Annotated in this window: 16 protein-coding genes and 1 tRNA gene; 12 read left to right on the forward strand and 5 right to left on the reverse strand. The window is 43.9% G+C overall.

What is annotated here, in order from left to right:
* The first annotated feature begins 3 nt into the window (after nt 1-3).
* The 6 genes from HQ39_RS02435 (at nt 4) to HQ39_RS02460 (ending at nt 9070) form a co-directional block, all read left to right on the forward strand.
* Nucleotides 4-1182: an AGE family epimerase/isomerase gene (locus tag HQ39_RS02435; protein ID WP_036789629.1), complete on the forward strand. Its 1179-nt coding sequence runs from the start codon at nt 4-6 to the stop codon at nt 1180-1182.
* A gap of 50 nt (nt 1183-1232) precedes the next feature.
* Nucleotides 1233-4487, forward strand: coding sequence for a SusC/RagA family TonB-linked outer membrane protein (locus HQ39_RS02440; protein WP_081965356.1), 3255 nt, complete (start codon nt 1233-1235; stop codon nt 4485-4487).
* Between the two features lie 20 nt (nt 4488-4507).
* Nucleotides 4508-6004: a RagB/SusD family nutrient uptake outer membrane protein gene (locus HQ39_RS02445; RefSeq protein ID WP_036863378.1), complete on the forward strand. Its 1497-nt coding sequence runs from the start codon at nt 4508-4510 to the stop codon at nt 6002-6004.
* A gap of 92 nt (nt 6005-6096) precedes the next feature.
* The gene (locus HQ39_RS02450; RefSeq protein WP_036789631.1) at nt 6097-7359 is read left to right on the forward strand and encodes an MFS transporter; all 1263 of its coding nucleotides are present in this window, start codon (nt 6097-6099) and stop codon (nt 7357-7359) included.
* 21 nt (nt 7360-7380) lie between these two features.
* Complete coding sequence (locus HQ39_RS02455; RefSeq protein WP_036863381.1) at nt 7381-7833, forward strand: YhcH/YjgK/YiaL family protein; 453 nt, start codon at nt 7381-7383, stop codon at nt 7831-7833.
* Nucleotides 7834-8056: 223 nt separating this feature from the next.
* Nucleotides 8057-9070, forward strand: coding sequence for a hypothetical protein (locus HQ39_RS02460; RefSeq protein ID WP_036863383.1), 1014 nt, complete (start codon nt 8057-8059; stop codon nt 9068-9070).
* 799 nt (nt 9071-9869) lie between these two features.
* Here the strand turns inward: HQ39_RS02460 and HQ39_RS02465 are convergent.
* Together HQ39_RS02465 and HQ39_RS09580 are read right to left on the reverse strand one after the other, a co-directional pair.
* Nucleotides 9870-9940: transfer RNA gene (locus HQ39_RS02465), tRNA-Cys, on the reverse strand.
* A gap of 252 nt (nt 9941-10192) precedes the next feature.
* Nucleotides 10193-10330 carry a hypothetical protein gene (locus tag HQ39_RS09580; RefSeq protein WP_160216100.1) on the reverse strand — a complete coding sequence of 46 codons (138 nt, stop codon included), beginning with the start codon at nt 10328-10330 and terminating at the stop codon, nt 10193-10195.
* Between the two features lie 157 nt (nt 10331-10487).
* Between HQ39_RS09580 and HQ39_RS02470 the strand changes: the two genes are divergently transcribed.
* From HQ39_RS02470 to HQ39_RS02490, 5 genes are all read left to right on the forward strand, one after another.
* A complete protein-coding gene (locus HQ39_RS02470) occupies nt 10488-11531 on the forward strand; it encodes an NAD-dependent epimerase/dehydratase family protein (RefSeq protein ID WP_200879165.1) in 1044 nt (347 codons plus the stop codon).
* A gap of 598 nt (nt 11532-12129) precedes the next feature.
* Nucleotides 12130-13749, forward strand: coding sequence for a PL29 family lyase N-terminal domain-containing protein (locus HQ39_RS02475; RefSeq protein ID WP_081964528.1), 1620 nt, complete (start codon nt 12130-12132; stop codon nt 13747-13749).
* 109 nt (nt 13750-13858) lie between these two features.
* Nucleotides 13859-15259, forward strand: coding sequence for a BACON domain-containing protein (locus HQ39_RS02480; protein ID WP_036863388.1), 1401 nt, complete (start codon nt 13859-13861; stop codon nt 15257-15259).
* Nucleotides 15260-15268: 9 nt separating this feature from the next.
* Nucleotides 15269-18001, forward strand: coding sequence for a S8 family serine peptidase (locus HQ39_RS02485; protein ID WP_081965358.1), 2733 nt, complete (start codon nt 15269-15271; stop codon nt 17999-18001).
* Between the two features lie 4 nt (nt 18002-18005).
* A complete protein-coding gene (locus HQ39_RS02490) occupies nt 18006-18959 on the forward strand; it encodes a hypothetical protein (protein WP_036846779.1) in 954 nt (317 codons plus the stop codon).
* Nucleotides 18960-19229: 270 nt separating this feature from the next.
* Here the strand turns inward: HQ39_RS02490 and fabD are convergent, their stop codons facing one another.
* The gene (gene fabD, locus HQ39_RS02495; RefSeq protein ID WP_036863395.1) at nt 19230-20111 is read right to left on the reverse strand and encodes an ACP S-malonyltransferase; all 882 of its coding nucleotides are present in this window, start codon (nt 20109-20111) and stop codon (nt 19230-19232) included.
* A gap of 202 nt (nt 20112-20313) precedes the next feature.
* On the opposite strand from fabD, the gene HQ39_RS02500 reads away from it, so the two are divergent.
* Complete coding sequence (locus HQ39_RS02500) at nt 20314-21198, forward strand: mechanosensitive ion channel family protein (RefSeq protein ID WP_052079379.1); 885 nt, start codon at nt 20314-20316, stop codon at nt 21196-21198.
* An 83-nt stretch (nt 21199-21281) separates the two neighbouring features.
* Here the strand turns inward: HQ39_RS02500 and HQ39_RS02505 are convergent, their stop codons facing one another.
* Both HQ39_RS02505 and cmk read right to left on the reverse strand, forming a co-directional pair.
* Nucleotides 21282-22163: a 4-hydroxy-3-methylbut-2-enyl diphosphate reductase gene (locus tag HQ39_RS02505; RefSeq protein WP_036789654.1), complete on the reverse strand. Its 882-nt coding sequence runs from the start codon at nt 22161-22163 to the stop codon at nt 21282-21284.
* On the reverse strand, nt 22160-22885 hold the full coding sequence (gene cmk, locus HQ39_RS02510) for a (d)CMP kinase (RefSeq protein WP_036863398.1): 726 nt from the start codon (nt 22883-22885) through the stop codon (nt 22160-22162). Before cmk ends, HQ39_RS02505 begins: the two co-directional genes overlap by 4 nt.
* Between the last annotated feature and the right edge of the window lie 31 nt (nt 22886-22916).

Here is a 22916-nt window from a genome sequence, read left to right on the forward strand (position 1 = left end):
AAAATGGAGATACAGCAGTATAGAGAGGTTTATTCCTCTCAGTTGAAGGAGGATATACTTCCTTTTTGGCTAAAATATGGTCTGGATCGTGTTCACGGAGGGATATATACCTGTGTGGACAGAGACGGCACACTGATGGATGGTACAAAGTCTGTCTGGTTTCAGGGAAGGGGAGCATTCTCTTTTGCTTATGCCTATAATAATATAGAGAAAAGGCAGGAGTGGCTTGATGCTTCCAAACATATCATCGCTTTCTTGGAAGCGCACTGCTTCGATAAGGATGGACGGATGTTCTTTGAAGTGATGGCAGACGGAACTCCCCTGAGAAAGAGAAGATACATATTCAGCGAGTCGTTCGCCGCAATCGCTTTTGCAGAGTATGCCAAGGCTTCCGGAGATCGGGAGTATGCGGAGAAAGCGGTAAGGTTGTTCAAGAAGATGCAGGAGTGGCTATCTACTCCTGGTATTTTGGAACCGAAATATCTTCCGGTGATGGACTGCATAGGACACAGCCCCACAATGATAATGCTTGGTGTGGCAGGTGTCATAAGCGATGTTTCGGACGATCCGGCTCTTGCGGAACAGGTTCGCACTTCGTTCGATCTGATAAAGAACAAACTCTATAAACCGGAGTACCGCACGCTGCTGGAGGTTGTAAACCGCGACGGAACGATGATAGACAGCTGCATGGGGCGCACCATCAATCCGGGACACTGCATAGAGACGGCATGGTTTCTTATGGAAGCGGCAGCATTGTTCCCACAACTCTCCATCGCAGAGGAGATGAAAGAGTTCGGGCTTACCATTCTCGATGATGCTTTGGTGTGGGGATGGGATGAGGAGTATGGTGGTATCATCAACTTCAAAGATGCCAAGGGATTCCCTCATCAGGACTACTCTCAGGACATGAAGTTCTGGTGGCCTCAGACGGAGGCAATCATTGCCCTGCTTTATGCTTACAAGCTGACAGGTGATAGGAAGTATCTCGACTGGCACAAGAAGGTACACGACTGGACATACGCACACTTCCCCGATAAAGAGTATGGCGAGTGGTACGGCTATCTGCATCGCGATGGTACGGTGGCACAGCCTGCAAAGGGAAATATCTTCAAGGGACCGTTCCATATCCCCAGAATGTTGGTAAAGGCATCGCTTCTGTGCGATGAGATAAGTAAGCAATAGAAAAGACATAAAAATACTGTTTAATTCAAATCAATAATTTTTGCAAGATCATGAAACAGATTAAATGCACGCATCATGCGTTCCGAAGCATGTTGCTCATGCTGCTCATGCTCCTTCCTCTTTCCCTTTATGCACAGGGTATTACCGTGTCGGGAACAGTGGTAGGCACAAACAAAGAACCATTGGCGGGCGTTACTGTCCGTGTGATGGGTACTGCTCGTGGTATGTACACGAATGTGAAAGGAGAGTTTAAGCTCGAAAACGTTGCCAAAGATGCCGTTTTGAGATTTACATACGCCGGAATGGAAGAACAGCAGGAACGTGTTAACGGACGCACGATCATCAACGTTGTTCTTAAGGAACACTCCACGGTGTTGGACCAAGTGGTCGTAACGGGCTACTCTACGCAGAAGCGTGCCCAGATGACCACTTCCGTATCGAAGCTCGACACAAAAGTATTGGAGAGTGCACCCAGATCGAATGCAGCCACAGCGTTGCAAGGAACTATTCCGGGTCTTAAGGTAACTCAAAATACAGGGCAACCCGGTTCTACTCCTTCCATGGTATTGCGTGGTGGTACCAGCTTCGATGGTTCCGGCGCACCTCTTATCCTTGTGGACGGAGTGCCAAGCTCATTCTACGCACTCAATTCGGACGACATCGAGTCTATGGAAGTGTTGAAGGATGCTGCCTCTACCGCTATCTATGGTGCTCGTGCGGCAAATGGCGTTATCCTCGTTACCACCAAGAAAGGTAAGGCAGGACGCTCCAGCATAGTCTTTCGTACCAAGTACACTTTTAACAATCGTCCGGTAGACCCGATGACTTATTTGAATGCCGAGGACTATGTTCGCTTCAACCGTTTGGCGATAAAGGACACTCAGATTGTTCGTAACGACCCGAAGATTTTCTCTGCATTCTTGAACGGAAGTAATGGTGCCGGTGTTGGAAACAACGCAACCAACAGCATCTATACAACCATGTATCTCACTCCGGAGAATGAACACCTTCTCGGTAAAGGTACTTGGACTTCTATCGAAGACCCGTTGGATCCGACCAAGAAGCTGATCTTCCAGGCGAACAACCACTCTCAGCTCTTCTATCAAAACAGCTACGCTCAAGACTATACGCTCTCTTTTGACGGTGGTAACGATAAAGCGACTTACTATCTCGGTCTTGGTCTTTTGGATGATAAGGGTCTCGTTGTAGGGTCGGGCTTTAAGCGTGTATCCGGAACATTTAACGGCTCTTATAAGATTACGGACAGAATCAAGGTTTCTTCCAGTGTGGCTTATGCACATTCCAACTTGAACAACCCTTATACCGGAATATACGAGCTGTTCCAACGTTCTGCCGGTATGGCTCCGACCACTCGTATCTGGTACACCAATCCGGATGGAACAGACTCGGATAAACCGCATCCGGGAACAAGCTACAACTTCGGTAACCCGCTTTATTACCATGACAAGTTCCCCGCAACCAACCTGGAACAACGCTTGAGTGCGAATGTTCAGTTGGATTACAATCTTACGGATAAGATCACATTGACTGCAAAGGGCAGCCACTTTACGGTAAACGACTCCGACGAGGCCTTCAACAAGGCTTATCTTGAAGGTGGAACACTCAGAACAGACAGAACATCTTCGGTCGGACATAACCGTTTGTTGCGTAACCAGTTTACGGCTCTTGCAAACTATCGAGACCGTTTCTTCGACAAGCACAACGTAGCTGCCCTTTTAGGGTCAGAGTATTTCATCAACTCCGGATTTGCCTTCGATGCTTCTACAAGACTTTCTCCGACAGACCTTATCCACACCATGAATGCAGGTGCAGAGGCTTCCGGCAAACCATCTTCTTCAAAAACAGAGTATGCTATTGCTTCTATCTTCGGACAAGTGAACTACGACTACGACTTCCGTTATCTGTTCGGCTTCACATTCCGCTACGATGGAACATCTCGTTTGGGTACGAACAAGTACGGCTTCTTCCCCGGTGTTTCTGTGGGATGGAACCTTCACAACGAACAGTTCTTCAGAGAAAACGAGTCTCTTGTCCGCTACCTTTCTCGCGTGAAGCCACGTTTGAGCTATGGTGTTAATGGTAACATCGACGTTCTTGGCAACTATACGGTTCAAGGTTTGTACAGCTTGACAAACACTTACAACTCGGAAAAGGGATATGTCAATACAGCTCTTCCAAACCTCGGACTTCGTTGGGAAAGATCTACTACACTTAATGCCGGTCTTGATTTAGGATTGTTCAACAACAGAATTACCTTGATCGGAGACTTCTTCATACGTGATGTTATGGATAAGTTGGCAGACCAAACGCTTCCTATATGGACAGGTTTCTCAGGCATTAAGACCAACAACGGTACGCTTCAAAACAGGGGATTCGAGCTGCAAATCAATGCAGAAGCAATCAAGACCAAGGATTTCAAGTGGAACATCAACGCCAATTTTGCGTCTGTTAAGTCTTACGCAAAGTCTCTTCCGAATAATGGTCTCGATAAGAACAGACAAGGTGGTAGAGAGATCTGGTCTCCTAACGATCCTACAAAGACTATCTACGTGGGAGGACTACAAGAAGGAGAACGCCTCGGCTACGATCTTGTTACTGCTTATGTCTTTGACGGCGTATATAAAACACAAGCCGAACTTGACGAACACAAGGATCGTAGAGTGGAGTTTGCCTATAACAAGACCAAACGTTTCTTGGGAGACACTCGCTGGAAAGACCTTAATGGAGACAATATCATAGATAGCCGCGACCGCATAGTGGTTGGACGTACTACTCCATGGCTTGTCGGAGGTCTTTCTACTGACCTTAACTACAAAGGCTTCTCTCTTTATGTGAAGACGGACTTTGCCGTAGGACACTATCTTGTAAACGGTCGCCGTATGAAGGGATTGGCTCAGACACAAGGTAATCAGAATGGCCCTGTGGAGATTAAAGATACATGGTCTCCTACCAACCCGGATTCCAATATCCCTCGTTACGGATTTACCGACCCGCAAAAGAATCACCTTGCGGCAGGTTCCGACCAAGGAGACTTCGTGAACAGCTCTACAAGAACATTGGAAAAGGGCGACTATCTTGCTCTACGTGAAGTAACACTCAGCTATACCCTTGGTAAGCCTATCTTCAACAAGCTTATCAAAGATGCGAGATTCTATATTACAGGAGCTAACCTGCACTATTTTACCAAGTATTCCGGTAGCATCCCGGAAGAAGCCAGAGGATCTGATACCGGAAGGTATCCGCTTCCTAAGACATTCACCTTGGGTCTAAATCTTACTTTCTAACTTTTGAGACTGATTAAAATATGAAAAAGTATATATATACACTTCTGATTGCAGTCATCGCTACGGCTTGTAACTTGGACTTCAAGCCTAAATCAGAACTTACGTACAACGGATTTTGGGAACAAGAAGAAGGAGTACGAAGCGCACACGTTGGTTTGGCTGCGCAGTTCAGAAATTTTGTATCGACATTCTATTTAATGGGAGAAGCAAGATCGGATATTTGGGGTGGTATAACCACAGAGTCTGCCCAAAATCAGATACTCATCGATAACGATTTCAATGCAACGAATACCGTCTTTACCAATTGGGCTGGCTTCTATGGCTATATCCACCAGTTGAATGACTTTATTACCAATGCACCGAGAGCGCCATTCGGCAACGAGTCTGAGCGTTCCAACATGATGGCGCAGGCTTACGGTATGCGTGCTTTTATCTACTACACCATGCTTAAAGCGTGGGGAGATGTCATCATCACTACCGAGCCTCTGAACGAAGAGCAGCTTAAGGATGTTTCCAAACTGCGTAGAGCACGTTCGCCCAAAGCGGATGTTATGGCTCTTATCCTCAAGGATATCGAAAAGTCTTTGGAGCTTTATGCCGGCACAAACGGTAAGTGGAAAAACAACCAAGTGTATTGGTCAAAAGCTGCCACTCTTATGCTCAAAGGCGATGCTCTCCTTTGGAAGGGTCAGGTATTAGGCGGTGGAGATGCAGACTTCCGTGCTGCGAAAGAAGCTTTATCTGCCATAGAGGGTTACTCTTTGGTTTCTTACGAAAGCCTTTGGGGTCTTTCCAATGAACGCAATAAGGAGTTTATCTTCACGATAGACTACCAACAAGATCAGGCTCAACACTTCTACTCCACGTTTACGGCACGTAACACAGACGTTGCCAACTTTGTGGATTTGAATGGTGAAAAGCTTGAGAAGTACAAGTTCAACGGACACAACAGAAACGGTGTTTCCTTTGATATTATAGAAAAGCTCTACTCGACACCGGACAAGAGACAGGATACTTTCATCCTCTTCTTCTCTCAACAGGGAGAGTATGACCCGAAGAATCTTAAGGATGAAAAGAACTATCGCGGTGCTATCCTCGCTAAGTTCATGGGTGTATTGGAGAGCGACGGATCTCGTAAGTACTACGAAAATATTCCGATCTACCGTTATGCCGATGCTCTGCTCCTACTTGCGGAAGCGAAGAATCAGCTTGGAGAAGATCCTTCAGCAGAGATCAACCAAGTGCGCCAACGTGCTGCAAAGGAGAGCGATTTCGAGAAGTATGTTCACAATGGAGACAAGCTTCAAGGCAAGCGAGCCATATTGGATGAGCGTCTGAAAGAGTTCATCGGAGAAGGCAAGCGTTGGTGGGATCTTGTTCGTGCAGGAGATGATCTTGTGTTTGAGTATGTCAAGAAGCTCGACAAGAACAAAAAACACCTCATCTACTATCCTATCTCCAGAGAAATGATAGCAGAAGACCCTGAGTTTATCAAGCAAACCGAAGGGTACGAATAAGATAAGAATATGACTAACTTTAGGGTCGCTCCTTCGGTCTTTGCCGTTAGAAGGGGCGGCCCTAATGCTTATATCACAGACATTATACTCTTATGACAACATCAAAACAGATCACAGGAAAGATATATCCCTGGATAGTGGTCGCACTCCTTTGGGTTGTGGCTCTGCTCAACTACCTTGACAGACAGATGTTATCCACTATGGCAGACAGCATGAAGGTGGATATATCCGAGCTTCAAGACCCTAAGTATTTTGGCTATCTCATGGCAGTTTTCCTATGGATATATGGTCTTATGAGTCCTTTAGCGGGAGTCATAGCCGACCGCATGAGTAGGAAATGGCTCATTGTAGGCAGTCTCCTTGTCTGGTCTGCCGTTACATTCCTTATGGGGATGAGTTCTTCGTACAATACGATCTTTGTTCTTCGTGCCATTATGGGCATCAGCGAAGCTCTCTATATTCCTGCTGGACTAGCTCTCATCACCGAGTACCACACCGGGCGGACACGCTCTCTTGCCGTGGGAATACACATGACCGGTCTATACATGGGGCAGGCATTGGGTGGCTTTGGGGCTACGGTGGCGCATCACTTCAGTTGGCAGACCACGTTTATCTCTTTCGGTCTTGCCGGAGTCGTTTATGCCTTTGTGCTTGCCATGGCTCTTCGGGACAAGAGAGAGGTTTCAGCCATCGGACAGAAAAGTGCTGTTACCAATCCTGATGCCATTCCGTTCGGTAAGGGACTGAAAAGACTGTTCGGCAATGTCGCTTTCTGGGTTATCCTCATCTACTTTGCCGCACCGAGCCTACCCGGATGGGCTACCAAAAACTGGTTGCCGACACTTTTCCGAGACAGCCTTGGCATAGACATGCAACACGCCGGACCGTTGAGCACTATATCTATCGCCTTCTCTTCTTTCGTCGGTGTCATTGTGGGCGGTATGCTTAGCGACCGTTGGGTACAGCGCAATCTCAGAGGGCGTGTCTATATCGGAGCCATAGGTTTGGCACTCACCATCCCTGCGCTTATCTTCTTAGGTTTGGGGCATGGTATGGTTACGATCATCGGTGCAGCCCTATGTTTCGGGGTGGGATACGGTATGTTCGATGCCAACAATATGCCTATCCTCTGCCAGTTTGTCCCGGATAACCTTCGCTCTACCGCTTATGGTTTCATGAACATGGTAGGAGTATTTTCCGGCGCACTCATTACTCAGGTACTCGGTGCATGGACCGGAGAGGGCAACTTAGGGCTTGGATTTGCCATGCTTGCCGGTATCGTCCTGGTGGCACTACTGCTACAGATCACCATCCTTCGCCCTAAGTATGTAGACATGAAGAGCGAAAATTTCTAACCTCATCACTTTTTACAAAACATGATTATCACAACGTTAGAACAGCTTGAAAGATACTTTCCGTTGAATCCGCACTTCGAGGCGGTAGCCGGTTGGCTTAGAAGCACCGATCTGTCCGCTCTGCCTACGGGACGAAACGAGATAGACGGGGACAACATATACGCCAACGTCGCAGAGGTAGCTATGTCTCCCGACAGACTTATCCCTATGGAGCAGCATCGGGAGTACATAGACATCCATGTGCCGTTGAGGTTCGATGAAAGTATGGGCTGGAGTTCGGAAGACCTCTGTAAGAGCATCCGTCAGCCTTATGATGCGGAAGGCGATTATCTTCTATGGGAAGACACTCCGGCTCTTACGCTGCCGATGCCCGTGGGGACGCTTACCATCGTTTTTCCCGAAGACCCCCACTCTCCGCTTGTAGGGGAAGGAGTGCAGAGGAAGATCATCATCAAGGTGAAAGATGTGAGGTAATATCCTGCCTCCATAAGTAGAGGTTTTATGAAGCAAGAGCATATCCTCTCCGGTCGGGACACAGACAGCGTCCTCTTCCGGGGAGGATTTTTTTATATTTAACTTCTTGAATGTGAAAAGAGTGCTTATTTATAATTGTTGTCATTGCCGTTCAACTTATATTTTTCTACCTTTGAACCGATAAGTTGCATCCATATACAATAGAGAATAACTCTTACAAGTGATGAAGTGTAGCCCTTTCCCGAAACCATTCATCTGTTTGGTCTTGCTTGCGATGACTTTTATCGTTACTACCGCAGCGGCCCAGACGGACAGTTCTATACCGACAGATACTCTCAAACGCAAAGGCATTGTGGGCAACAAGCTCCCTAAAGATCTGGAGGACGCGCTTCTGAAACAGGTTCGGAAGCAGATAGACGACATCCGGCCCACTGTGGATATTGCCGGCATAAAGCAAGAGGGGAGAAGACCAATGCAGGGACGCTTCTCCGGTTCTCAGTTTGGCATTCCGGCTTTCAACTTTCAGCTCAACAGCCCTAAACTTTTGGAGGTGGACTGGAATGGCTTCCGGCTCGAATCGCATGCCTCAAGCCATCAATGGAAAGATGCCTTTAACACCCGGCACGACTCCCGTACCATCGGCATTGATCTCAAGCTACGCAAAGATCTTTCTTGGAACAACTATCTCTCCATGGGGCTACTCTCCTCTTTTCATCTTCCTACACACCAAAAGTTTGGAGAGATCTACTCCGGCCTTAGCTACACTCCCACGGAGAAGTGGATACTTACGGGAGGTGTTGCGCTCGGCTCTTACATGGGGCAGACCTATATCAATCCCAGACTTCATTCCCAAATCCTCCTCACGCAAAACCTCAGGCTCAACCTTGACGGAGGTGCTTCCTTTTTCACGCTTCCGTATGCATCGCAGTTTTCCGGACGTGAGTTTTACGGAGGTCTAAGGCTTCAGTACACCATGGATGCCGGAGTCTATTTCTACGGATCGGCGGCAAGCTCTTTCACTTCTCTACCCGGATATTTCCCTCAACGTTACGGGCTGCTCTACTCACCCGTTCTTGGGGGCGGTTTGGGCTACAATATTCCGGGCTGCGGACCGGTTGAGCTGGGAGTGGCATACCGATACAACCCGATAACCAATAAAGCTGCTCCGGAAGTGTCGCTCAATATCGTGGGTGCGTTGATGTGGATCATCAAAGGTATCGGTACTCTTTTGGAGTAACCGTACCCCTATAAAAGCACCTTTTTTGTCGGGAACTTTTATATAAAAATGGAGTCCCGACATTTCTCTTGAATGGCTTCGTCGGCTCTCCTGTTTCAAGAGCAAAAAGAGATTTTTCCTCTATAAGGAGTTGATAATACTGTGATTATGAAAAATCGCGAATTTGGAAAAAATTTTTTCTCAGTCCATTTCATGGGCGTTTTTCGCGTTAATACGTGTGAATTTTAACATTCATGTCTGTAAACGTTTCCTAATAAAGAAATTCGCCTTTTTAGGGGCTTTTTAGGGTTAAAATACGTAAATGATTGATTTTTAGTATTTTAATGTTTTTGGCTAAACACGTTAATCGAATCCGGTAAACGTATTAAATGAAATGGGTAAACGTGTTCATTGAAAAATTAAACACGTTAAGCCGAAAGAATATGCTCGTTTAGCGTTTTTGCTTAGCAGGTATCGGAAATTGTGTTAATAAAACAACTCTGATTTAACAATTTGGTCATGCTCTGAAAACACCCCCTCCAATCAAAATAGAGAGCAAGAAAAAAGTGAGCATTTTTCGGGATGGAATATATAAAAATGAGTTTTGGAAACCTCCTCTTTTCGGGTGAGAAAAACGGGGTATAGGCTTGCCCTTTTTTCTCAAAACAGAGAACGTTTTTCTGGGAGGAGATTTACCCTTTTGGAAGTAGGGGATAAGAGAGACCGAGTAAAAAGCTCAAGGAAATAGGCAGACAAGGTGGAAGGGCGAAAAAGAAACGCTCCGAAACCTTACTGAAAGATTTCGGAGCATCTGTTGTAGAGGTTCCTGGCGGATTTGAACCGCCGTCTCCGGTTTTGCAGACCGTTGCCTAACCACTCGGCCAAGGAACCGTTATTTCCATTTGGTATGCAAAGATAGCAACGATATTTCAATTAGCCAAATCGGATCACGAGGAGCGATGCTGTAAAGAGCCTGTTCGGAGACGAAATGGAAGAAGAATATGAAACAAATATTTGGTGCTATTTATTTGATATATTGGACTTAAAATGTTATTTTTGTGTTGTATGTAAGTAAGAGAAAATGATTTGATAGAAGACCGAGACAGATTTGTCGGTTTATTGCTTAGACGATAGAGAGTGCTTTCACCATTGGTATCGTTTGCTCTCCCAAGTAGTATCCCACCTTTGAGAATAGTCCGGAGCTTCGGTGTCTATTCTGTTTTGAACAGGGGAGAGTAGAATCGGAAGAATATTGGCAGATGGTTGTTGCCAAAATGTCAAGCTAAGGCTTCTTCTCTGAGTCGATTTTTTTTAGAGGAAAGAGGCTAAAAGCAGAGTTTCTGTCTTGAGACAGAGTATACCACCCCTTTTATCCCCCTTGTGTTGAGCCGATCGGTGAATGATAGAGTCGTAGGAGGCTATAATATGAAAGTGTGTGATGACAAACCAAAAAAATGAAGATGTCAATATGAAGCGAACCATTCTGATTACAGGAGCATCCGGGACGGTCGGAAGTAGGGCGCTGGAGCTTTTTCTGTCCGAGTCGCACAAGTACAATATCCGAGCTTTTGATTTGAAGACTCGTAAAGGCGAGGCTTTTCTGAACAGGTATCGGGATCGTATTGAGTCGTTCTACGGAGATATCAGAAGGCCGGAAGATCTGGAAGAAGCGACCAAAGGCGTAGATGTCTGTATTCATACTGCTTCGGTGATTCCTCCTAAGGCCTATGAAGATCCCAATCTGACATTCAGAGTGAACATCTTCGGCACGGAGAACTTAATAGACTTGCTGACCAAAAACTCCCCGAATGCTTTTGTGGTGATGACCTCTTCTGTGGCTGTGTATGGAGATCGGCTCAATAATCCGAATATTCGTGTCGGAGATCCTTTGCTTCCTCCTTATCCGGACAACTACGGCGAGAGCAAAATCCGAATGGAAGAGTTGCTCCAGAAAAGCAGGCTCGACTGGAGCATCTTTCGCTTGACTATGGTGATGGGTGCAAGTAACCATCACTTCTCCAAGATTATGTTCTATATGCCTTTGTCTACCCCCATAGAGATCATTACACCTCAAGATGCGGCTCGTGCCTTAGTGGCTGCCGTGGATCATCGGGAAGAGCTTAGAGGACATATCTTTAATCTTGGAGGAGGAGAGTCTTGCCGGACAACGTACAAGGAGCTTTTGGAGAAAAACTTTAAGATAAGAGGCTTGGGCGCTCTCGACTTTCCTGATAAAGCTTTTGCCGAGCGAAACTATCACTGTGGGCTGTATGCGGATGGAGATAATCTCGAAGAGATTCTGCATTTTAGGAGAGACACTCTGCAGACCTATTACGATAGAGTGGCAGCTGATACGCCTTTCTATCAACGTCTTATAAATCAACTTTTTCGGAAATACATAAAAAGGTATTTGCTTTCGCTCTCTAAACCATATAAAGTATGGCATGAACAAAATGAAAATACCAGAAAACTGTTCTTTTAAAGCGTTGGGCAGAGTCGGGTAGAAAGTGTTGCGGTAAAGCCGGAGTAGATATGGTCTGAGGGAGGAGCCGGCTTGTGCTTTTATGATTGATGTGCAGAGGTTGTATCTTCTAAAGCGTTCGCCTTTCAGTCTGTGAATACTTGGCTCCGGACCGTTTCTTTATGCCCCGATGGATGAGTCTGAAATATGTGAAACATTTCAATGTATCCGTTGTGAGGTGTATATCTACGAGGAGTGCTTTTGAACGACTTTTTTGCCAATTATGTGTGCAAATGGATAAAGTCGGAAGTGCCGAATAAAAAAATGGAAAGAAGCTCCTCTTTATTCACAATAAATATTACCTTTGCCGGGAAAAACCATTTATACTTGAATTGTGTTGGTGTAAAGTCTGGTATGGGGATTGTTTGGCTCTCTAAAAAAACAGGAATAGATCTCTTATGAGAGGCTTATCCTCTCGGCATAACTGTACAGGGAGTTCGGACTACTTGAGAACAGATAACCGTTTCTGAAATTTACACTTTATCGGGAGGCTTGAGTTTGAAAGAAGATCGAACAGATCAGACAACTATATTTTAACAACTAAAAAAAGGAGAAGTTAATGAGAACAAAATGCACAACAATGCTTTTTTTATTCCTTAGTATGCTAATGCTATCGGCTTGCAGTAATCTTGAGGATGTTTACAGAAGATTGGATGAAGTTGAAACCAGACTGGCAAAGATTGAAAAATTGACAGATGGAGCTAATAGAGACATCAAGGCGATGAAAACTCTTTTAGAGACCCAAGGCTCCAATATTTCAATTAAAAGCTATCGCCCCCTCGATGACAATAGTGGTTATCTTCTCGAAATGAGTAATGGAGATAAGATTGTCTTGAAAAACGGAACAGACGGAACAAATTCATCAATGGGAGTAAAGCGTGGTGAAGATGGGGTGTTCTACTGGACTATCAATGGTCAGTACATGTATGACTCGGATGGCAATAAGATCAAAGCTTCCGGGCAAGATGGAGCAAACGGAGTAACTCCCATAATGAGAGTAAACAAAAAAAATAACTATTGGGAATATAGTGTGGATGGAGGAGCTTCATGGCATCTGGTATTGAACTCAGACAACGAACCTGTTGAGGCTACAGGAGGCAGCACTTCCGATCTACAGATTACGGAGACAGATAAGTCGATCATCATAGTATTTAAGGGACAGACTTTCGTTATCTCAAAAGAGTCAGGTAATCCTACTCCTAATCCGGTGCCTTCTGAGATCGTTTTGAATCCTACCACAAAAGAGATAATGGAGGGCGAAAGCTTTGTGATTGAAGCCAGAATTACTCCAAATTCTATTTCTACCGATCGTATTGTGTGGACTTCTTCAAACGAAAAAGTTGCTATCGTGGAAAATGGAAATGTTAGAGGAGTCTCCAGAGGCAATGCTACTATTACTGCAACCATAGGATCAGTAAAGGCTGTTTGCGAAGTTGTCGTAAATCCAAAATTTTCTTTGACTTTTGATATCACGATAAACGGAATACAAGCAATAGATGCGAACTTCTCTATTGTTCCTTCGGATGAAGAGAGTATCTATTACTTCTCTTCTATTTTAAAGGAAGAGTGGGATAAAATAGGTGGCGCTAATGGTATTTTGGAGTATGAAAGACATTTTTGGAACAGTGCCGGTTCTATTGAAGATGCCTTAAGGCAACTTACGACGAAAGGGTCTCGGTTGAATCAGAATTTGAGTTATTCAGGAATTTCACTGGCACGACCGGGAACCTCTTACATTGTGTATGCTTTTGGTGTCAATTATGATGGTACGGAGACTTCTGAAATTTTCTATAAAGAGATTAAAACTCTACCGGAACAATCTGTCAGTGATCTTACGTTTGATGTGAAAATCGAAGAAGTACTTAACAATGGAATCATTGCGAAAGTTACTCCATCAAATAGCAATTATACCTATATGGTCGTTCATGAAAGAAAGTCCTTCATTGACGGAAGAGCCCCTAATAGAACACCTCAGGAGCTGAAAGCCGTAGGGTATGAATTGGCATCAATTCACTTAAGAAAAAAGGACTTTGAATTTAGTCAAGGGGAGATAACTATAACTCCAACGACTCATCCTATGAGAAAAAATAGAGACTATGTGATAATGGTTTTTGGAATTGATAAAGATCGTGGTATTTTCACAGATCCTAAACTCGTGGATGTTAAAACGAAAAATTAAGTTTTTATGTCTGACTAATTAGAAAATACAAATAATGAAATCTAAACAAGTATTATTCATTTTTTCTACTATACTATTGTTGATCCTATCGGGCTGCAACCATTCTAAAATGGATATTCTCGAATTGGAACTTTCGCACTATTCTACATTGGACTTTTCTGTAGAAGGAGGAAGTAAAATAATTGTTATAACCACTAACCAAAAAGAATGGGGAGCATTCTCCAATGCAGAGTGGGTAAAGACAAATCAAACGAGTAGAGAACTAACCATAAATATTGAACCGAACACGACTGTACAGAAAAGAGAGGCGGAAGTATCTGTTGTTGCAGGAGGATTGTTGAGAAAAATCCCGATAGCTCAAGCGGGAGTTCCTACTGAAATATCAGTATCTCAAGATCGTATAGACCTTTTGCAGAGAGAAAGCACCACTCGAATAACCGTTATTACCAATAATAAGGAGTGGAAGAGTGAAACCAACGCAAGTTGGATTCAACTTTCACATGTTCCGGGAGATAATACTCTTGTTGTAAAGGTTGAAGAAAACAACGACCCATCTGAGCGAAATGCAAAAATCTTTTTGAAAAGTGGAGATAAAGTACGTGAGATTGAAGTCCTTCAGAAAGGATTGATTCACTACATCCTTCCTATATTGATCCCGGAAGCTACTATGGCAGAAGTGGAAGAACTTGAGGAAAGCAGAGGAAATTCGGTAGAACATAACTCTTCTTATCTCAATGGCGGATCCCACACTTACAATGTAAAAAGTCCTATTATTCTGGATATTAAATATACTTTCAGCACAAAGCAACTGATAGGTGCTACTTTGCGTACTCGTGAACAATCAATGTTGATTGAACCGGAATTTCATCAGTTGTTTCTTAAAGAGGGATTTGAATTGAAAGGAGATAATGGTAAGGAGAGGGCGTATGCCGTAAGGAAGGAATTGCCCAATGGCACTCGCTATGAAATCGTAGCTAATGTCATTTATGATGTCCCTCGTCAAGAACCCAGAATAGAATTCAATTTCATTCGACGTCAACCGGGACCGATGCCAACCTTTGAAAGGTTGCCATTCGGATACGGAGATCTTTCAAAAAATACAAATCTTAATACTGTAGTGGCATGGGAATCTACTCATGGTGGAAAGTTCTCAGAAAAAAAATCTGCAAATAATTTTTACTATTTTGATGTAAATGACAATACCTACATCGGTAGATATTACATCTTTAATCAAGATGGTAAAGGGCTTGCCAATATGGTCTGTTTCACTTACGATATTAGCAAGTTTTTCTATAGATCCAATCAGAATAATTATATCCCAACAGATGAGTTTAAGGCTCTTCTTAAAAAAGAAGGCTTTGGGGATCCTATCATTACGGGAGATGAGTTTGGACGATTTTATCCACATAAAGAGAAAAAGCTTCTTTTAGGAGTTCGTGTTAGCTCTGTGAAAGAGGTTAACGGCGGTCTTCCTTCGGTAATGATGATGTTCCTCCCAATGCAAGAATAATAGGCTGCTATGAGAAAGATAAAAATGAAAATGGTATCTCATAAAAATCTTGTAGCAATACTTATTGTATTTGCAGTAGGAGTTATGGGATGTCGGAAAGATGAATATCCGGAGCGTCCCGATAAGGGAGATAATAAACCGGAGGTTGAAAAAATAGAATCTAACAAAGCTTTTATAGAAGAGGGATATCTGAGAGTCATGCTGACTCCTGAGTTGGAGAAAGAGTTTTCCATAACAGGAAATAAGGATGGCCTAAGAACCGGCTCGTCCAGTCTCGATCTTTTTCTCTCATCTATTGGTGCGAAGTCTATGACACCTGTATTCCCCGGAAATGGAGGCGCTTATGAGAAATACAGGCGTGCAGCAGGGCTTCATCTTTGGTATGATATTCAGTTTGACAAAGAGAAAACTACTGTTCTTCGTGCCGGCAGATCCGCAGAAGATCTTAAGGATGTCTTTTCTTACACAGAGCCTATATATAAGCCGATTAAACCGGAGAGTGTACCGATACGAGCCAATAATTCTTTTGCATTAAGATCCGAAAATCCTAAAGCAGATCCCCGCCTCCCATATCAATGGCATCACTCCAATGTTCAACAGCTTCCATTATATGTGAAGGGGATAGATATCAACTCTTTGGCTGCATGGGAGATAGAGACCGGTAAGCCAAATGTTATCATTGCTGTGTTGGATGGAGGTGTAGAGGTAACTCATGAAGACCTTCAAGAAAATATCTGGGTCAATCCTCCGGAAACAAGAGAGTATGGCGATGATGTGAATGGGTATAATTTTGTCCTTAATAATGGGAATATAGAGCCTGATGATCATGGAACTCATGTTGCAGGAATCATCTCAGCTCGTCGGATGAATGGAATTGGTGTCGCGGGAGTCGCAGGTGGAGATGTCTCGTCGAAAGGAGTGAAGATAATGTCATGCCAGGTCTTCTCCGATCAAGGAAATAATCCTGCTGCCGCACCTCGTGCCTTTGTTTATGCCGCGGAGCATGGAGCCGTAGTAGCCCAATGTTCTTGGGGAATGGGAGGCTCTTCGGGTCCTGATGAGTTGCCCAGATCATATAAAGTGGCTATTGACTATTTTATTGATATGGCGGGTATAGATCCTAAAACAGGAGAGCAAGCTTCTGGATCTCCGATGAAAGGAGGAGTCGTAGTTTTTGCCGCAGGTAACAATGCGAAGGAGATCTGGTATATTCCCGGATCTTACAGCCGGGTTGTTGCAGTTTCTTCTATCGGACCGGCAGGAAAACGTGCTGTTTATTCCAATAGTGGAGTTTGGGTAGATATTGCTGCTCCTGGAGGGGATTATGACTATGGAAATCCGGATGCTCTCATTTTAAGCACTGTTACGGACAATCAGTATGGCTATATGCAAGGGACTTCTCAAGCGGCGCCGTTGGTATCCGGAGTTGCCGGTTTGGTTCTTTCAAAATTTGGAGGAAAAGGCTTTACCAATGAAGATTTGAAGAAGCGTTTGCTCTCTTCATTGAGACCGTTTGATCTTTATTCTTTTAATCCCAATTTTGTGGGAAAATTAGGGATCGGGATTATAGATGCCGCAAAGGCCCTTAGCATAGATGAAAACAAGAAGCCGGAGATGGTTGAAAATGTTAATGTCGAAAGAGGACCTAACTATTTAGACCTCACATGGCGAGCAGTTGCCGATGAAGATGACGAAACTGCCATTCTTTACTATCTGTGCTGTCTTAAAGATAAAGAGTTGAATGAGAAAAATATTTTGAAAGCAAAGAGAATTGAGATTTGCCAACCTCAGCTTAAGTCCGGAGATGTTGTAAAGTATAGGCTATCTTCTCTTGAACAAGACTCTGAATATTCAATGGCTATTATTTCAATGGACAGATGGGGACATCAATCTAAACCATACTTTTTTCATTCTACAACTCTGAAAACAATTCCTCCTAAACTTTCCCGTTCTAGCAATAAAGATATCCTTCTCGTGGGATCGGATCCTGCGTGTCTTGATGTTGCAGTCGAAGATTCTGACGGATATGATTGGAAGTATAAAATAGAAGGAGAAACAAAAGGCGTGGAGGCTGAAAGGAAAGGAAATCTTATTAAATTCCGTTTTCACAGAGTGTTGCCTGTTGGAAGATATAACATCAAGCTGATAGTCTTTAATGATTTTAGTCGGAGTGTTTTGGATATTCCTTTCACAGTAGCAGTCAATAAAGCACCTAATGTAGTAGAGAAGATTTCTTCTAAAATAATACCCATTACCAAAGCTTCTTCTTTTGAACTTCAGTTGATGAAGTATTTTTCAGACTTTGAGGGTGAGGATTTAAGCTTTGAGGCACATTCCTATAATCCAACAATTGCCATTCCGGTGATAAATGGAGATAAATTATCAATAAAAGCGGAAAAGAAAGGGCTTGTTCACATGGAGGTTACAGCTAAGGATCCTCATGGAGCGGTAGCAAGAATTCCATTTGATCTCCAACTTGTAGAGGATGATATTGTCTATTTGGTCTATCCGATTCCAGCTCAGAAAGAGTTGAATGTCAGACTATCGGATGATATATATTCTGCCAAAGTCGAAGTTTACTCTCAAAACGGACAAAGAATGCTTTTACAACATGTATCAATAGAGAATGAAGAAGGTAGATTGATTCCACTTCAAATCGGGCATCTTTCTGCCGGAACTTATTTCTTAATTGTGGAGGGTAATGGCAAGCGAGTAAAGCGTCCTTTTATAAAAATCAACTAAGATAATGATACGAATAAAGAATATTTTTGTTGGTCTGCTTTTATTTAGTGGTATCACTCTTTCTGTTCACGCACAAGAAAGACCGATATTTGATCTGTTACAGACAAATGTCAATGTAAAAGGGGCGGCTCTTGGTGAGGCATACTTAGGCTTAGGTAATACTTTAAGTCTATATGGCAGTCAGCCAATTTCTCGCAGTGCTTCCGTTGGACCTTATGCCAATTACTCCTTGGGACTTCTTCCTCGGAGCGATAATGGAAGACTTAAGACACATGCGATTGAATTAGGTTGTCCCATATCTGATCGCTTCAATATCATGGCTGGGATGAGGTACCAGTCAGGGCTGTTTATTCCCTCTGTCGATATGAGTGGAAGAGAAGGAGCCACTATTCATCCTATCGTTTGGAGTGCGGATTTTGGGACATCAACCATGATTTCCAAACAGCTATCAGCCTTTACCGGAATTTCATATCTTCAGAGTCATTATGGAGATCTTAGCAGGGCTCTTGTGGCTTCAGTTGGTAGTTCCTATAAGGGAAGATTCCACTTAGCTAACAAAACACTGCCGGCGGACTATATTTTTACCGTAAAAATGGCGGATATTGGTGCTTTATTTGCTCCTAAAGCTGAGCAGAAGTGGTTCTTTTCATCAAAAGTTCAGATCGGTAGCTCTGTATCGGTTCAATGTTCAACTAAGTATAAATTGACCTTGGCAGCAATGGGAAGTTACTTACTTCATTCATCAGAACGTTATCCGCTGTATGGAGGGGTAGGCTTAGAAGCCTCAACTTCAAGCGGTATAGCTCTACGCTCCGGCTACTATCGCCAAGGAGTCTTTTCAAAATATACAATGGGAGCCGGGTATAGATACTCTATTTGTTCTTTGGATTTTGCATATCAGATTGCGTCTAAAAAAGATTTTAATAATTTTTCATTCTCTGTTCGCATTGATATATAGGATTTATGTGATGGTAAACAAAACTTGGAAGGTTTAGGTTCGACTTCCAAAATTATCCGAAAGGATATAGTGCTCGGGCCAGATCTTACAATTAAAATAAGTCGAGGCTGTGTCAAAGTTGAACTTTGGCACAGCCTCGATTCAAAAACGGGCATCGAATATCAACAAAAAGAAAGAGGGTGTGAACAAATTACTGTTTGGGCACACCCTCTAAGCTTCTATGTTTATGTTACAATTATTGCTGTGTTCTTACCATAAACTGGTTACTATTTATGAGTACCCCTTTGTTGCCATTCCTGATGCAATCTTCCCGACTAAACCTTGAAGGACATTGCCGGGTCCGAATTCTATAAATTCTGTTGCTCCATCAGCTACCATCTGTTGTACGCTCTGTGTCCAGCGTACAGGAGCTGTGAGTTGAGCTATCAGGTTGGTGCGGATCTCTTCCGGATCGGTATGTGGACGAGCATCCACGTTTTGGTAAACCGGTACTTTCGGAGCCTTGAATGCAGCCGCTGCTATCGCTTGCGCCAAACGTTGACGAGCCGGTTCCATGAATGGGCTGTGGAATGCACCGCTTACGGGCAGAGGTAATGCGCGCTTTGCTCCTCTTTCTTTAAGAGCGATACAAGCATCTTCGATGGCTGCTTTAGAGCCGGATATCACGACTTGTCCGGGACAATTATAGTTGGCCGGGATGACGACACCGCTGGAGATACCGGCACAAACCTCTTCTACAACAGCATCATCCAATCCGAGGATCGCTGCCATGGTGCTTGGTTCTACATCGCACGCGTCTTGCATGGCAAGAGCTCGCTCCGACACGAGACGAAGTGCATCTTCAAACTCCAATACGCCCGCTACCGCAAGAGCAGTGAACTCTCCTAAAGAGTGTCCGGCTACCATATTGGGTTGGGTGTCTGCTCCGAATATCTTGGCACAAACATAGGAGTGAGTGAAAACAGCAGGCTGGGTTACCTTGGTCTGCTTAAGCTCTTCGGCTGTTCCTTCAAACATGATGTCTGTGAGGGAGAATCCGAGTACTTCGTTTGCTTTATCAAAGATGGCTTTGGCTTCGGCATTGTTGTTGTAAAGCTCTTTTCCCATGCCTACAAACTGTGCACCTTGACCCGGAAATACAAATGCTTTCATAAGATATAGTTTTTTTGTTGTGAGTGTTTCCTTTATTACTGGTAAACTGAACAAAGATAATCATTTTTAATTCATTTATATAGGCATCATAATGTCTCTTATCCGTGATGGAAACAGAATTGAAAGTGGAATATTATTCCTATTTTTGTTTATGACTCTCACGGGAAATTCTCCATTTATTTTCAAGATGATCTTTAACCTTATGAACCTTTCTACTACAATGACTGACATCTGGACAAAGCTTCAGGAGATTATGAACTTTGTCATATTCGATGTTAAGGGAAGCACCTTTACACTGCTGACGCTACTCTATCTGATAGTAGCATCTTCCGTTCTCATCTTTCTTGTACGGCGGATTTCCAAACTCTTGGACAACAGGCTTCTGGTGCGTATCTCCGAGCGAGGGACGCGTGCTGCCATCGTTACCATCATCAGATATTTGATACTGTTTTTGGGGTTCCTGCTCATCTTTAAGTCTGCCGGTTTTGAACTTGGTACTTTCAGCTGGCTCTTGGGAGCACTTGGAGTGGGTATCGGATTCGGTCTTCAGAATATCACCAATAACTTTTTGTCGGGTATCATTATCCTGTTTGAACGTCCCATTAAAGTGGGAGATCGCATTCAGGTTGGCGATATATCGGGAGATGTGGTAGAGATATCCATGAGAGCCACAACGGTAGTAACGAATGACAATATATCGGTCATCGTGCCGAACTCACAGTTTATAAATGGAAATGTGATCAACTGGTCTCACAGCGACAGACTTGTTCGCTTTCGTTATCCGGTGGGTGTGGCGTATAAGGAAAAGCCGGAGAGAGTGAAAGAGATTGTGTTGAACGTTGCTCGCAATCACCCCGGTGTGCTGAGTAAACCGGCTCCGGACTTTTGGTTTGTGGAGTATGGAGACAGCGCATTGAAATTTGAGTTGATCGTCTGGACTTCTACCTACATCCAAAGACCTACAGTGCTGAAGAGCGAACTCTACTATGCGATATTTAATGAATTTAATGCAAATGGTATAGAGGTGCCATTCCCACAAAGAGACCTGCACATCCGGACAAACAGCAGTAGACATCCTTTTTCTTGAGAGGGGCATAAAGTAAAATCCCGAATGGCTTCAAGGTATGACCTTCTGCCATTCGGGATTTTTTCGTATCGTTTTTATTTCGATTACTGTTCTGCCTGCTCCGGCTTTGTGTTATTGATCTGTGCCACTTTTTCAGCTATCTTTTCCATCAACCATTTGGGTGTAGAGGTTGCACCACATATACCGACGCTATTGACCCATAGTGGTAGCGGTTCTGATATTTGCTCTGCGGAGGAGATGAAGTAGGAGTTGGAATTTGCCGCTTTACAGTGTCCGAAGAGGACTTTGCCGTTGGAACTCTTGTCTCCTGCTACGAAATAGATCCAATCTTTTTTCTTGGCAAACTCCTCGATATTAGGTATTCTATTGGAAACTTGCCGACATATCGTGTCTTTGTATTGGAATATGACATCTGCACCTTTATGGGTTTCGATGTAGGAGATAAGCTCTTCAAATCCAGCTATGGACATCGTGGTCTGAGAGAATAACACGATAGGGCGGTCGAGATCAATCTTGGAAACTTCATTCATGTTCTGCACTACAATGGCTTTTCCTCCGGTTTGCCCTACAAGACCATTCACTTCCGCATGTCCGTGCTTTCCGAATATGACAATCTGTGCATCTATATCTCGTGTTTTCTCAAAGGTGCGTTTGATGTTGCGTTGAAGTGCCAATACGACGGGGCAAGTGGCATCAACCACAGTGATATTGTGTTGGCGGGCAAACTCATATACTGCCGGAGGTTCGCCATGTGCCCTAAACAGAACCTTGCCGCCATTTAGAGTATTAAAATTAGAGTAGTCAATCGTTTTGAGACCTTTCTTTTCGAGTCTGTCCACCTCCTGATTGTTGTGAACAATATCCCCAAGGCATTGGAGTGCTTCTCCCGATTCCAACTCTTTCTCTGCATGCTTTATCGCATTGATTACACCGAAACAGAAGCCGGATCCTTCATCTATCTCTATGCTGAGGGATCTGTTAGAGGAACTTTTTTTTTTAGGGTGTCGTGGAAGTACGACAGCATGATTTCATTTTGTTCGTCTATCGAAAGATCGCTGTTATCGAGCATGATTGCATCTTCTGCCGGTTTAAGAGGGGCTACTGCACGGGATGAGTCTATCCGGTCTCGCTCTTGAACGTTGTGAAGGATCTCCTCAAAAGAGACCTTTTCTCCTTTTGCTGTCAGTTCATTGAAGCGTCTTTCGGCACGAACATCCGCACTTGCCGTTACAAATACTTTTAGTTCGGCATTCGGAAATACCACCGTCCCGATGTCCCTTCCATCCATAACGACTCCCTTTTGAGCACCCATGGTACGTTGCTGTTCCAGGAGCAGCGTTCGCACTGCAGGTATTGTGGAGATGAACGAAACCTTGGAAGAGACTTCCATGCCCCTTATCTCCTGTTCGACATCTTCCCCACAGAGAAGCGTGTGTCCGTTGTCAGGATTAAAGTCTATGGAGATATCGCCGAGGCTTTTCTCTACATCGGAGATGGCCGGTTCTGTTCCATCTGTTCTCCAAAGACCTTTGCGCATGGTGTGCAGCGTTACTGCTCTAAACATGGCTCCGGTATCTATATATCTGTATCCTGTCTCTTTGGCAAGCCATTTGGCCATAGTGCTTTTTCCACAAGAAGAATGTCCGTCTATGGCTACTATAATATCGTTTTGTTGTCTGTTTGTCATCGACTTGTAATTCTGATATAAGTTGAAAACA

Source organism: Porphyromonas sp. COT-108 OH2963, from assembly GCF_000768895.1.
In the GTDB taxonomy this organism is placed as follows: domain Bacteria; phylum Bacteroidota; class Bacteroidia; order Bacteroidales; family Porphyromonadaceae; genus Porphyromonas_A; species Porphyromonas_A canoris.

Bases quoted from the DNA above. Each gene is read 5' to 3' on its own strand.
- HQ39_RS02470 (WP_200879165.1), top strand. From the start codon at position 10,488: ATGACAAACCAAAAAAATGAAGATGTCAATATGAAGCGAACCATTCTG.
- HQ39_RS02485 (WP_081965358.1), top strand. From the start codon at position 15,269: ATGAGAAAGATAAAAATGAAAATGGTATCTCATAAAAATCTTGTAGCA.
- HQ39_RS02490 (WP_036846779.1), top strand. From the start codon at position 18,006: ATGATACGAATAAAGAATATTTTTGTTGGTCTGCTTTTATTTAGTGGT.
- HQ39_RS02440 (WP_081965356.1), top strand. From the start codon at position 1,233: ATGAAACAGATTAAATGCACGCATCATGCGTTCCGAAGCATGTTGCTC.
- HQ39_RS02475 (WP_081964528.1), top strand. From the start codon at position 12,130: ATGAGAACAAAATGCACAACAATGCTTTTTTTATTCCTTAGTATGCTA.
- HQ39_RS02460 (WP_036863383.1), top strand. From the start codon at position 8,057: ATGAAGTGTAGCCCTTTCCCGAAACCATTCATCTGTTTGGTCTTGCTT.
- HQ39_RS02435 (WP_036789629.1), top strand. From the start codon at position 4: ATGGAGATACAGCAGTATAGAGAGGTTTATTCCTCTCAGTTGAAGGAG.
- fabD (WP_036863395.1), bottom strand. From the start codon at position 20,111: ATGAAAGCATTTGTATTTCCGGGTCAAGGTGCACAGTTTGTAGGCATG.
- HQ39_RS02455 (WP_036863381.1), top strand. From the start codon at position 7,381: ATGATTATCACAACGTTAGAACAGCTTGAAAGATACTTTCCGTTGAAT.
- HQ39_RS02500 (WP_052079379.1), top strand. From the start codon at position 20,314: ATGAACCTTTCTACTACAATGACTGACATCTGGACAAAGCTTCAGGAG.
- HQ39_RS02450 (WP_036789631.1), top strand. From the start codon at position 6,097: ATGACAACATCAAAACAGATCACAGGAAAGATATATCCCTGGATAGTG.
- HQ39_RS02445 (WP_036863378.1), top strand. From the start codon at position 4,508: ATGAAAAAGTATATATATACACTTCTGATTGCAGTCATCGCTACGGCT.
- HQ39_RS02480 (WP_036863388.1), top strand. From the start codon at position 13,859: ATGGATATTCTCGAATTGGAACTTTCGCACTATTCTACATTGGACTTT.
- cmk (WP_036863398.1), bottom strand. From the start codon at position 22,885: ATGACAAACAGACAACAAAACGATATTATAGTAGCCATAGACGGACAT.